The organism is Oceanivirga salmonicida, from assembly GCF_001517915.1.
Classification (GTDB): domain Bacteria; phylum Fusobacteriota; class Fusobacteriia; order Fusobacteriales; family Leptotrichiaceae; genus Oceanivirga; species Oceanivirga salmonicida.
The window spans coordinates 1-11,954 of sequence record NZ_LOQI01000056.1 but is presented as its reverse complement, the minus strand read 5'-3'; the positions used below and the strand labels follow the sequence as shown (position 1 = coordinate 11,954).

At 25.7% G+C, this 11,954-nt stretch carries 14 protein-coding genes; 1 reads left to right on the top strand and 13 read right to left on the bottom strand.

From position 1 onward, the window contains the following. Positions 1–91 precede the first annotated feature (91 nt). From AWT72_RS06740 to infC, 12 genes are all read right to left on the bottom strand, one after another. Positions 92–883: an alpha/beta hydrolase gene (locus tag AWT72_RS06740; protein ID WP_082680579.1), complete on the bottom strand. Its 792-nt coding sequence runs from the start codon at positions 881–883 to the stop codon at positions 92–94. A 10-nt stretch (positions 884–893) separates the two neighbouring features. Next, positions 894–2,300, bottom strand: coding sequence for a PTS transporter subunit EIIC (locus AWT72_RS06735; RefSeq protein WP_067142745.1), 1,407 nt, complete (start codon positions 2,298–2,300; stop codon positions 894–896). Positions 2,301–2,322: 22 nt separating this feature from the next. Next, the gene (locus tag AWT72_RS06730; RefSeq protein ID WP_067142742.1) at positions 2,323–3,756 is read right to left on the bottom strand and encodes a glycoside hydrolase family 1 protein; all 1,434 of its coding nucleotides are present in this window, start codon (positions 3,754–3,756) and stop codon (positions 2,323–2,325) included. A gap of 60 nt (positions 3,757–3,816) precedes the next feature. Continuing rightward, positions 3,817–4,902, bottom strand: coding sequence for a DUF871 domain-containing protein (locus AWT72_RS06725; RefSeq protein WP_067142739.1), 1,086 nt, complete (start codon positions 4,900–4,902; stop codon positions 3,817–3,819). A 2-nt stretch (positions 4,903–4,904) separates the two neighbouring features. Then, positions 4,905–6,191, bottom strand: coding sequence for a PTS sugar transporter subunit IIC (locus tag AWT72_RS06720; protein WP_067142737.1), 1,287 nt, complete (start codon positions 6,189–6,191; stop codon positions 4,905–4,907). Positions 6,192–6,203: 12 nt separating this feature from the next. Beyond that, on the bottom strand, positions 6,204–6,512 hold the full coding sequence (locus AWT72_RS06715; RefSeq protein ID WP_067142734.1) for a PTS sugar transporter subunit IIB: 309 nt from the start codon (positions 6,510–6,512) through the stop codon (positions 6,204–6,206). Between the two features lie 18 nt (positions 6,513–6,530). After that, complete coding sequence (locus AWT72_RS06710) at positions 6,531–6,881, bottom strand: hypothetical protein (RefSeq protein ID WP_067142731.1); 351 nt, start codon at positions 6,879–6,881, stop codon at positions 6,531–6,533. After that, positions 6,878–7,213 (bottom strand): PTS lactose/cellobiose transporter subunit IIA, encoded by a 336-nt coding sequence (locus AWT72_RS06705; protein WP_067142728.1) that lies wholly within the window; start codon positions 7,211–7,213, stop codon positions 6,878–6,880. Before AWT72_RS06705 ends, AWT72_RS06710 begins: the two co-directional genes overlap by 4 nt. A 44-nt stretch (positions 7,214–7,257) precedes the next feature. Next, entirely contained in the window at positions 7,258–8,178 is a 921-nt protein-coding gene (gene murQ, locus AWT72_RS06700) for an N-acetylmuramic acid 6-phosphate etherase (RefSeq protein ID WP_067142725.1), read from the bottom strand. Positions 8,179–8,358: 180 nt separating this feature from the next. Beyond that, positions 8,359–8,709: a 50S ribosomal protein L20 gene (gene rplT, locus AWT72_RS06695; protein WP_067142722.1), complete on the bottom strand. Its 351-nt coding sequence runs from the start codon at positions 8,707–8,709 to the stop codon at positions 8,359–8,361. Positions 8,710–8,720: 11 nt separating this feature from the next. Then, positions 8,721–8,927, bottom strand: a complete 207-nt coding sequence (rpmI, locus tag AWT72_RS06690) for a 50S ribosomal protein L35 (protein ID WP_067142719.1) — start codon at positions 8,925–8,927, stop codon at positions 8,721–8,723. A 12-nt stretch (positions 8,928–8,939) separates the two neighbouring features. Then, entirely contained in the window at positions 8,940–9,473 is a 534-nt protein-coding gene (gene infC, locus AWT72_RS06685; RefSeq protein WP_067142717.1) for a translation initiation factor IF-3, read from the bottom strand. 304 nt (positions 9,474–9,777) lie between these two features. On the opposite strand from infC, the gene AWT72_RS06680 reads away from it, so the two are divergent. Continuing rightward, the gene (locus tag AWT72_RS06680) at positions 9,778–10,809 is read left to right on the top strand and encodes a Gfo/Idh/MocA family protein (RefSeq protein WP_067142715.1); all 1,032 of its coding nucleotides are present in this window, start codon (positions 9,778–9,780) and stop codon (positions 10,807–10,809) included. Between the two features lie 143 nt (positions 10,810–10,952). On the opposite strand, the gene AWT72_RS06675 is transcribed toward AWT72_RS06680, so the two are convergent. Beyond that, positions 10,953–11,558 carry an SMI1/KNR4 family protein gene (locus AWT72_RS06675; protein ID WP_067142712.1) on the bottom strand — a complete coding sequence of 202 codons (606 nt, stop codon included), beginning with the start codon at positions 11,556–11,558 and terminating at the stop codon, positions 10,953–10,955. Positions 11,559–11,954: the final 396 nt, after the last annotated feature.

The following is an 11,954-nucleotide window of genomic DNA, read 5'->3' as shown; positions in this document are numbered from 1 at the left end:
ATATGTTACTTTCCATTACCGTTATTTTTTTATAGTTATTAATAATCTATTTTAAACTATTATTTCTTTATAAATTTTATTATAGAAACCATTATTTATTACTCTCAAAATTATTTACAAAAAATAAGGTTTGATATTTTATTGAATTAGTCCAATAAACCCAACTATGAGTCCCATCTCTTTCAATATAATCATGTGCTATGTTCAATTTTATAAGTTCATTATGTAATTCTCTATTAGTCTCAATGAAAAAATCAGATATTCCGCAATCAAATATTATTTTTGATCCACTAAATATTAGTTTAGTTGCCAAATTTTTAATATTATAGTTCTCAAAATCATTACCTATATATTTTTGTATACCCCAATTTAATTTAAATCTTTCAACATCAAATCCACCACTCATACTTCCTATTGCTCCAAATGTTTTAGGATTATTTATTGAAATATAAAATGCTCCAAAACCGCCCATACTAAGACCAGTAATAGCTCTTTGTTTATAATTATTATATGTACTATAATTTTCATCTATGTATTTAACTAATTCTTTTCCTATAAAAGTTTCATATTTAGAATTTTTAGCTATTTTACTATCTATATACCAACTATCATACCCTCCATCTGGAAATACATACATTACATTATATTGGTCTGCTAATTTACCTATGTTTATCTTTTCAACATAACTTCTGTTAGAACCAGACCAACCATGAAGCGCATATATAATACTATATTTTTCATTTTGATTATATTTATCAGGTAATACAACAGTTACTGGTATTTTTTTCTTCATACTTTTACTATAAACTTCTATATTTTTTTCTATATGAGAAAAAGTTATAGTTGAAATTAAACATATAAATAAACATAATAATTTTTTCATTTTGGTCTCCTTAACCGTATATTTCTTCAATTCTTTCTTCATCAACTCCAAATAAATATGTAAGAACAAATCCACCTATATATGCTCCTATCATAGCTATTACAAAGTATAATTGTGTACCTGGAACAACTATTAATAAACCAAACAATCCTGAGACACCAAATGTTACTACACCTAAATGGAATAATGAAGCTAATAATCCACCAAATCCTGCTCCTAAACAAGCAGTTATAAATGGTTTACCTAAAGGTAATGTTACTGCATACATTAAAGGTTCCCCTATACCTAAAATACCTACTGGTATAGCATCTCTTACCAATGTTTTTAATTTTTTATTTTTAGTTTTAAAATAAATAGCAAATCCAGCACCTACTTGTCCACCACCTGCCATAACTAAGATAGGGAATAAGTAATTAATTCCATGAGTTGGTCCTTCTGGGTTATTTAATAATACATGTATAGGTGTTAAGGCTTGATGAAGTCCTACTGAAACTAATGGTAAAAAACCAGCCGCTAAAATATAGCCACCTACTATACCTAAACTATTATATACATAATCTAATAATATAAATATTTTTGCTGTTAATAATGTTCCTAATGGTTGTATTAATAGTATTGCTATAAATACTGCTATTATTAAAGTAGCAAGTGGTGTTAAAAATGTATCTAATATTGTTGGTACTACTTTTCTAATAGATTTTTCTAATTTTGCAACTATAATTCCCATAAATAATGCTGCTAATAATCCACCTATACCTGGTGAGAATGGCTTACCTGTCAATGGTAATAATATAGCTTCATCTCCCACTTGAGCAAGTAATGGTAATTTAGCATTGGCTATAAACATAGCCCCTATTACTCCACCTAATATAGCTGTTCCTCCAAATTCTTTTGCTGAATTCATACCAACAAATATTGCTAAATAACCAAACATAGCAAATCCTAAACTTTTAATAGCAACGAACCACCAATATCCATCAAATGCTTTATTAGTGGTAACACTTATTACATTAGTTAATCCCATTATTAAACCTGCTGCTATAATTCCTGGTAAAAGTGGAACAAAAATATTAGCTATTTTTTGCAAAAATCTTTGTACAGGTCCATTATATCTAGCCTTATTAACTTTTTTATTTTCATTAGTTATTTCCTTAATATTATCTGATGCTCCCAAAGAAATTCCAGTTAATTTTGAAAATTCTTCTCCTATCATATTTACTTTACCTGGTCCTAAAACTATTTGTACTGTTTCTGCTTCAACTACTCCTAAAACTCCTTCAATGTCTTTAATTTTTGAAATATCAATAGCTTCTTTTGTACCTACTCTTAATCTAGTCATGCATACTGCATTAGATATTATATTTTCTTTCCCACCTAATAATTCAAAAATTTCCCTTGCAATCTTTTTTTCATCCATAATTCTATCTCCCAATTTTATTCTATCTATTTTTCAAATAATTTTTAAACCAATAAAAACTATCTTTTTTATATCTTTTATAACTTCCGTTACAATAATTATCTCTATCTACATATATAAGACCATATCTTTTGTCCATTTCACAACTTCCAGCAGATACTATGTCAATAATACCCCACATTAAATACCCTAAAACTTCTACTCCATCTTTAACTGCTAAATCTATTTGTTCAAAGTGTTCTTTTAAATAATCTATTCTATAATCATCTTTTATCTTTTTATTTACAATTTTATCATAAGCACCTAAACCATTTTCTGATATAAATACAGGTTTTTGATATCTATCATAAATTCTATTTAAACTTATTCTTAAACCAATAGGATCTATTTGCCAACCCCAATCTGTACTTTTTAAATATGGATTTTTGGTTGAAACTACAAGATTTCCTGCTGTTTTCTCCTTTTCATCTATAGAAAATACATTTGACTGATAATATGAAAATGCAACAAAATCAGATGTATTATTTTTTAATAATTTTTCATCTTCTTTTGTAATTTTAAAATCTATACCATTTTCTTTAAAAAATGCTAAACTATAACTTGGGTATTTTCCCCTTACTAAAATATCTGTACAAAACCATTGATTTATGTTTTCTATCTTGTGCATTTTTAGATTTTCATCTGGTTTACAAGAATAAGGGTAATAACAAAAACAAGAAATCATACTAATAGATTTAGAATGTGGACTCATTTTTTTACCTAATTTTATCGTTTTAGCACTCGCTACAAATTGATGGTGCAGTGATTGAAATATATCGGTTAAATTATACCCATTTTCATCTCTTAATAAACCTAGCCCATTATATGGACTAAAATAACCTGCATTTATTTCATTAAAAGGTAAATAATAATCTATATATTTAGAAAAATTCTCAAAAATTACTTTCGCATATCTTAAATATATATTTATTAATTTTCTATTTTTCCACGACCCATACTTTTCTACTAAGTTTATAGGTATAGCATAATGAGAAAATACAACGAATGTTTTAATTTTATATTCTTTTAATTTTTTAAAAACTCTTAAATAGTACTCTATTCCATCTTTATTTGGAATTTCATCATCACCATTCGGAAAAATTCTAGCCCAAGATATTGAAAATCTATAAATATCTATACCTAATTCATTTAAATATTCTATATCTTCTTCTAAATGATTATAACCATCTGAACCAAATCTAAATGGAAAATTTTTATCATTATTGTCATTTTTAGCATTTAAAAAATCTAATTTTGTAAGCAACCTTGTATTAGTAGTATCAATAGAATTTCTCTTTATATATTTTCTTAAATCTTGTGTATCTAAGCCTTTGCCACCGACATTAAAAGCACCTTCATACTGACTAGAAGCAGTTGCACCCCCAAACATAACTTTATATTTTGAAATTTTTCCCATTAATATCTCCCTTTTAAAAGAAAGGCTAATGCTAATTTTTACTAACATATAGCCTTTATTCTATATTTTTTTTATTCTAAATTTTTCCCAAGGCTTTAATGTATTCAATAAAAAATGTTCTTCTTCTACAATATGACCTACAACATTAGTTTTACCACTGTTTTTCATATCATTTAAAGCTATTTGCATTTCTCCTGCATAGTGTCCATACTCACTACTTTCTATAATTATATCTCCTCTTTTTATATCAATTGTATTATGTAGTTTAAAATAATGACCCTTATATTTTACTCTAGGTTGAGTAGATCTAATCATATTAGGGCTTATGTCTCCCCTATTAAAATGAAGCTCTTCTAAAATAATTTTATTTTCAATTTCATCTAAATCATCATTTATTACTGCATTAAAACTTACTAAATTTAAATCTATCTTAGAAATTTTTTCAAGTTCTTCATCACTAGGATAATAATTAGAAATTATAATATCATCAATCCCTAATGATATTAAATGTTTAATTTGTATATCTATGGGCAAATTTCTATGCATTTCTAAAGTAGGCAAGCCTTGTGTAACTGGCCAAGGTCCGAATGTTCCATCATTTTGACTTGTTACAAAGGCTGCTGTTTTTATTCCATTATTTTCAAACCTATCTGTACATTTTTTAAAATACTCTATACTAAGTCCACTATAATTATGTGGGTAAAAATTATGACAACCATATAAGTTATATTTATTTGGCATATAGTCCATTATAGTATCAAGTGTATGAACATTATTAGACATGTTTATCTCTATTTTTAAATTATATTCGTTAAAAGTCATTAAAGCTTCTTCTAAGCCAGTAAACCCCATGTCTAATCTAAGTCCATCTGCACATATCTCATTAAAAAACTTTAAATCTTTATAACTTATGTCTAAATCTTTAAAAACTCTTGGAGATACATCAACTATAACTTCAAAACCTTTTTTATGAGCATAATCATTTATCTCTTTAAATTCTTTTATAATTTCTTCTTTACTTTTATCAACAGATAACAGACAAGAAAATATTCTACTAAATCCTATTTTAGAAGTTTTATCTAAATATTCAAAAATCTTATCTTTAGTTGTTTTTTCTGGATATATTGATATTCCTAATCTTCTCATATTTATTCTGCCATTTCAGCTTTTTCTTCAGCTAATAAATTTTTATCATACATTCTAAAGAATGGATAATATATAGCCATAGATAAAAGTATAAGTACTATATTAAGAATTATTGCTCTATAATCTCCATTTGTTGCTAAATAAGCACCAATAGGTCCAGGTAAAGTCCAAGGAGCTATAACACTAACTCTATTAACTAAGCCTAAATTTGTAACTATCCATGCTATTACTGCACAAACCATAGGTGTTAATATAAAAGGAATAATTAATATCGGATTTAATACAATTGGTGCTCCGAATATTATTGGTTCATTTATATTAAATATTGCGGGTAGAATAGATGTTCTCCCTAATGATTTAGCATATATAGATTTAGCTCTTAATAATAGCAATAATGTTAATCCTATCGTACAACCACTTCCACCTATCCATATAAACCATTGATAAAATGGCTCAGCTGCAGTTGCAGGTAATCCTTGTCCACTTGCTAATGCCACTGTATTTTTTTCTAAAAGTGCTAACCATAATGGTCTTATAATAGATCCTACTACACTTACTCCATGTATACCAAATGACCAGAAAAATGTAATCATAAATACTATAAATAAAACACTTGGTAATGTATCTGTTCCAGAAATAAGTGGTTGCATTACTTTTCCTACTACCTTATGTAAATCAAATCCTATAAAGTATGTGATTGTACTCATTACTAGTACAACTAATACAGTTGGTGTTAATGCTTCAAAACTTCTTGCTACCGATGCTGGTATTTGTTCAGGCATTTTTATCTTAAAGCCACTTCTATCACAAAATCTATATACTTCAACTGCAAATATAGAAACAAGTATTCCAACAAACATTCCTGCTGCTCCTAAATTACCCATAGGGATAACCATACCTTTAATTGGTGCTCCTTCAGTAGTAATATTAACTGGAACTATTGTTAGCAAGAATGCCATTTCAGCTAAAATACCACCAGATAATCCATCTAATTTATATGATTTTGCTAAACTTGAACCTATTCCAAATACTGCATAAAGTGTCATTATATACATAGTCATTCTATATGGTAATAATATAGTTGCAATATTTTTAGTTAAAAATTGAGTAATTTCCAATGATTTAGGTAATGGCGGAAATGCCACTATTAAGAAAAATGACCCTACTATAATAAGTGGTAATGTTGCAATAATACCATCACGCACTGCACGCAAATAACGCCATTCAGCAAGACGAGCCATTGGCATAGATAATTTTTGATCTAAAAAATCAGTAATCTTTTTTAACATAATTTTCTCCTTTTATAAATTTAATTCTTGTTTTACTTGTTTTAACATTTTAGGTCCACCTAAAGGACTATAGCCTTGTGGTTCTATTAAAATGCACGGTATTTTATTACTATCACTAATTTCTTTTAAAAGACTATAACGATGTCTAATTTGTGGTGCTACCATAACTAAATCATATATATTTAATATTTCATCTTCAAATGCTTGTGTTGAACATTCTTTCACCTCTATTGCAAGACCTGCTTTTTCTCCCTCTTTTTTTAATGCTTTTGCTGCAATAGCACTAGACATTCCTGCAGAACAAACAAATAATATTTTCATTTTTACCCCTTTCATTTCCTATATTACAATACCTTTAAAAATAAATAAATAAAATACTGTGAAAAACAATATAAATATTAGTAATACTGTTATAAAATATCCTTTAACAAAACCTTTTTTTCTTTCTAAAAAAAATTGCGAATATCCTACTAACAAAGAAAAACTAAGTGGTGCTAATATTGTCAAAGGCCAATTCATACTAATTTTTAATAAATTACATATGTATATTATTAAAATAACTATTAAAGTTTCTCCCCCAAAAATCAAAGCTGCTGACCTATAACCAAACATAGGAATATTATAATCAGTAGTTCCTAAAGCAGTTTTATATTCTTTTTTTTCAGTCTCCTTAGTCTTATATCTTCTCATAAATTATTCTCCAAATCATTTAATCTTTTATTTATTTTTATAATATTTTCAGATAATGTTCTTATTTCTATTGCTGACATAAGGTGATCTTGTGCATGTATGAATAATACTGATAAAGGTATTTTTTCATCATTTGACTCAGCATGTATTAATTTAGTTTGTATTTCATGTGCTTTTATTAAATGTTCATCCGCTTCCTTCAAACTATTTTTCGAATCTTCATATTTACCATTTTCTGCTTCTTCCATTGCTTGATAAGATAAAGATTTTGCTACTCCACTATATGATATTATCTCAAATATAATTTCTTCCATATTTTCTATATTTTCCATTTTTACCCCTTTTTATACTATTATTTTTCATTATTAAAAAAACTCTATTTTCTATCATTTTTATTAGTATACTCATGTATTAATCTTGCAACATTATTATCATAATTTTCTAATTTAATATAAGCACTGTCTTTATCTATATTTAGTAGTATCATAACTATTGCAAGCTTTACATTCATTTGTGATTTTTCTAATGTTTTACTCGCTAATTCATAACTACTATTAGTAGTATTCATTATTATTCTTTTTGCTCTTTCTACTAATTTTTTATTAGAAGTTTTAACATCTACCATATACCCTGAAAACACTTTACCTTTTTTTATCATAACTGTAGTTGAAATCATATTAAGTATCATTTTTTGTGCTGTTCCTGATTTCATTCTAGTAGAACCCGTTACTATTTCAGGTCCTACTACCACTTCTATTGGGTATTTGGCTAAATTTGATATTTCAGAATTCTTAGAACAAGAAATACTTCCAGTTATACAACCTAAACTATTAGCATATTTCAATGCTCCCACCACATAGGGTGTTCTACCAGATGCACTAAGCCCTATAACTATATCTTCACTAGTTATATTAATTTCTTTTAAATCTAATTCACCTTGTAGTATATCATCTTCTGCATTTTCTTTTGCTTTAAATATGGCTTCTTTCCCCCCAGCAATTATACCTTGTACAACTTCTGGACTTACTCCATATGTTGGTGGACACTCAGAAGCATCTAATATTCCAAGTCTTCCAGATGTTCCAGAACCTATATATATTATTCTAGTATTTTTAGTATCATTATCTAAAATTGCATCTATTAAATTTGTAATACTTTTTATTTCTTTTTCAACACTATATGCTACTGTTTTGTCTTCATTATTTATTCTAGTTAATATTTCGCTTGTGTCTTGTAATTCTATATTTTCACTATTTTTATTATTCATTTCGGTAGATAAACTAAATAAATCAACCATATTATCACCATCCTATCTAGTATATTTATACCACGATTTTTAATAAAGTCATTAATTATTAAAAACCATTTTTATTATTTGATAATATTATACTATAAAATGATAATTATAGATATAAAATATCAAATTAATTTAAAAAATTAAAATAAAAAAAGGCAGACGCTTTTATCTACCTTAAATTTATATACTTTTTACTTTTTCTACTAAACTTGAAAATTCTGCTGGATTATTAACTGCTAAATCCGCTAACACTTTTCTATCTAATAAAATTTCTAATTTCTTCAATCCATTCATAAATTTAGAATAAGAAATTCCATTTAATCTAGCTGCAGCATTTATTCTTATTATCCATAATTCTCTCATTGTTCTTTTCTTTAGTTTTCTATGCTCTGTTGAGAATGCCATTGCTCTTTTTACTGCTTCATTGGCTTTTCTAAAATTAGTTTTTCTTGTTCCCTTATATCCTTTTGCTTCTTTTAATACTTTTTTATGTCTTTTTCTTCTTACTATTCCAGTTTTTACTCTTGCCATATTTTATCCTCCTATCTTCCCTTACTTCCAACTAATAATTTAGCAACTTTTTTTGATGCTCCTTTTGTAATAACATAGTCTTCTCCAAGTCTTTTCTTTCTCTTGTGAGATTTTTTAGTTAAAATATGACTCTTTCCAGAATGTTTCATAACAAACTTTCCACTTCCTGTAACTTTAATTCTTTTTTTTGCACCTTTATGTGTTTTCATTTTTGGCATGATTTTTCCTCCTTATTTTTTAGGTGATAACATTACAAATTTTTGCATTTGTTCTTTACCGTATTTTTTTTCTACTATTGCTATTTCTTCAAACATTTCAGCAATATCATCTAATACTTTAATAGCAGATTCTATATGTAATCTTTCTCTTCCTGATAATCTCAAACTAATTTTTACTTTGTTTTCTTTCTCTAGGAATTTTTTTACTTGTGACATTTTAGTTTCCATATCATGTGTATCTATATGTGGTTTAATTCTTATCTCTTTAATTACCACATTTTTTTGTTTCTTTTTATTTTCTTTATCTTTTTTAGATTTTTCATACTTAAATTTACTATAATTCATAATCTTACATACTGGTGGATTAGCACCAGGAGATACTTCCACTAAATCTAAATTTTTCTCAATAGCTAACTCCAAAGCATCTTTATTACTCATAATCCCTAAAGCAGTACCATCATCTAAAACAATTCTTAACTCCTTAGCTCTTATTTGTTCATTTATTCTGACTTTGTCAGATCTATTCGTTCCCTTAATACAGAACACCTCCTATTATATTTAACAAAAAAAACAAGATAAATCTTGTTTCTCAAAAATTATTATAGTACCACAAAAAAATTGTCTCTTTTAGTGATTTAATAATAATAAACCTGACTCATTCAAAATGGAAAGGTGAGAAATCAAAATTTCTACTTCACAAATACATAGTTAGTTTACACTATTTTAAACTAATTGTCAAATAAATAAAGAAAAAATATTAAAAAAATTTAATCTCTCATATTTAGCCTGAAATCAATACCATATATCTATAAATTATTGTATAATATATATATCATTGGAGGAAAATATTATGGAAAAAATAAAAGTTGCTGTTATAGGTTGTGGAAATGTTGCAAAAGGACATATCAATGCCCTTAATATTATTGATACTGTAGAAAAAATTTTAATTTATGATTTAGATACTGAAAAAGTCAAAGAGATTAAAAAGTATTCAGATAAAATTTTAGTTTCTGAAAGCTTTGATGATTTAATTAAAAAATCTGATTGTATGATTGTTTGTACTCCAAATAATACACATTTAAGTATTATTGAAAAAGCAACATTAATAAAAGATATTCCTATACTTTGCGAAAAACCATTAGCAACAAATTTTGAAGATGCATTAAAAATTAAGACTATAACAAATAATTATTCTGCTATTGCTTTTAATTGCAGATTTAACCCTATATTAAATTATATAGTTAAAGAAATATTGAAAAATGAAGAAATTATTTTCATTGAAATTAAATTTATTAAAAATAGTGCATTAGTAAAAAAAGAATATAGATGGAGAGATGATAATACACAAGGTTTAAGTAGTGGTTCTTTTGGTGATTTATCTAGTCATTTAATTGATTTTATAGAATATATATCAAAAGGAAAGATTACCCTTGAAAATAGCAGATTAAAATTTGGAACAAGAATTAAAGCAAAGGGTAATAAAAAAGTATTTGTTGATGATAATTCTTTTTTCTTTGGTATTACTGACAATAATATAGGATTTAATATTTATTCAAGTAAATCTGAAACTGATGCTAACAAATTAGAATTTAGTTTAAAAATAGAAACAACTAACAAACAAATATATTATTCTACTAAAAACAATGATTTAATCAAAATAAAATATGATAATTCATTAGATGAAAAAAATATTATTTTTCAAGAAAAAGAAGTAATACCTACTCCTGAAAAAGAAATTAAATATTGGTCAGATTCTTTTTATTATCAAGATTTGACTTGGTTAAAATCGATTTTAAATATTAAAAGTGAAAATTTAGCAACTATGGAGCAAGGAACACATATACAGGAAATAATAACTAAAAAAATAAAAGAGAAACATTAAAAATCTTAATTTAGTATCTAACTTAATTATGTTAAAGGTTTGTATCTACTTTATGCTTAAAAAGAATTATTAGTATTAGCAAATACATTCCTTTAAATCTATTAATTCTAAAAGTCCTTCTACAAATACTTTTTCACCTTTTTCTAAAAAGATATATCTGACCAAAAATCTATATATGGAATATCATTAAAATTTATAACTTCATTTTTTTTCAAACCTAATATTTTAGAATTTATAAAGTCGTTTAAATTTTTATGCCATACTATTGAATCTTCTCCAATAACATGAAATACAGGACTATCATCTTCATCATAACCTTCTGCTATTGCACAATTATCAATGCTTACTGGTATAAGTTTTGGTGCTTTTTTATATCTTTTTTTTATATATTCATAAGCCTTTACCATATCTTTTGGACAATCTCCCCAAGTAGAAGGCCAATTATATGGATTTTTCTCTAAACAAAAATTATAAACATTTATCTCATTAATTATTTTTATTCTCTCTTTTATATATTTTATATTTTCTTTTGAAAAATCATTCCACATAATTGAACATTCAAAAAGTATTATTCCTTCTTTTAAATAATTTTTATACACTTTTGGAAATTTCAAATTATAAATTTGTTCTATTTTCTTTATTTCATCATTTGATAAACCTTTTAATCTTTTTGCTCTTTTTATTAAAAATTGCTTTATTTTTTCTATTATCATAATTACATCAAATTCCTTATCTATAGAATATAACATTTCTCTTTAACTTTAGAAACATTATATCTATAATTTTTATTAATTTATTTCTATGATACATTTTTACCATATTTTTTTTTAAAAAACAATTTTTTTCTTATACCTATATAAATTTACTAAAAGATATGTTATATTAAAACTATGTGCCAATATGGTAATGGAAAGTAACATATGAAAAAATATGAAATTTATCTTAGATTAATAAAAAAGTCAGTGTATAAAAATAAAATTATTCTAATATAATAGAATAACTTGAAAAAAATATATTACAAAATACCAACCATAAGTTGGTTAAAGGACAATTAAAATTGAATATTCAATTACTTAATTTAAACTTGATATATTCAAATACATAGGACCATTTATCAGGAATAAATAAATTGTCTACTTTAACAT

Coding starts and splice junctions, on each gene's coding strand:
- AWT72_RS06740 (WP_082680579.1), bottom strand. CDS start 883: ATGAAAAAATTATTATGTTTATTTATATGTTTAATTTCAACTATAACT.
- AWT72_RS06735 (WP_067142745.1), bottom strand. CDS start 2,300: ATGGATGAAAAAAAGATTGCAAGGGAAATTTTTGAATTATTAGGTGGG.
- AWT72_RS06730 (WP_067142742.1), bottom strand. CDS start 3,756: ATGGGAAAAATTTCAAAATATAAAGTTATGTTTGGGGGTGCAACTGCT.
- AWT72_RS06725 (WP_067142739.1), bottom strand. CDS start 4,902: ATGAGAAGATTAGGAATATCAATATATCCAGAAAAAACAACTAAAGAT.
- AWT72_RS06720 (WP_067142737.1), bottom strand. CDS start 6,191: ATGTTAAAAAAGATTACTGATTTTTTAGATCAAAAATTATCTATGCCA.
- AWT72_RS06715 (WP_067142734.1), bottom strand. CDS start 6,512: ATGAAAATATTATTTGTTTGTTCTGCAGGAATGTCTAGTGCTATTGCA.
- AWT72_RS06710 (WP_067142731.1), bottom strand. CDS start 6,881: ATGAGAAGATATAAGACTAAGGAGACTGAAAAAAAAGAATATAAAACT.
- AWT72_RS06705 (WP_067142728.1), bottom strand. CDS start 7,213: ATGGAAAATATAGAAAATATGGAAGAAATTATATTTGAGATAATATCA.
- murQ (WP_067142725.1), bottom strand. CDS start 8,178: ATGGTTGATTTATTTAGTTTATCTACCGAAATGAATAATAAAAATAGT.
- rplT (WP_067142722.1), bottom strand. CDS start 8,709: ATGGCAAGAGTAAAAACTGGAATAGTAAGAAGAAAAAGACATAAAAAA.
- rpmI (WP_067142719.1), bottom strand. CDS start 8,927: ATGCCAAAAATGAAAACACATAAAGGTGCAAAAAAAAGAATTAAAGTT.
- AWT72_RS06680 (WP_067142715.1), top strand. CDS start 9,778: ATGGAAAAAATAAAAGTTGCTGTTATAGGTTGTGGAAATGTTGCAAAA.
- AWT72_RS06675 (WP_067142712.1), bottom strand. CDS start 11,558: ATGTTATATTCTATAGATAAGGAATTTGATGTAATTATGATAATAGAA.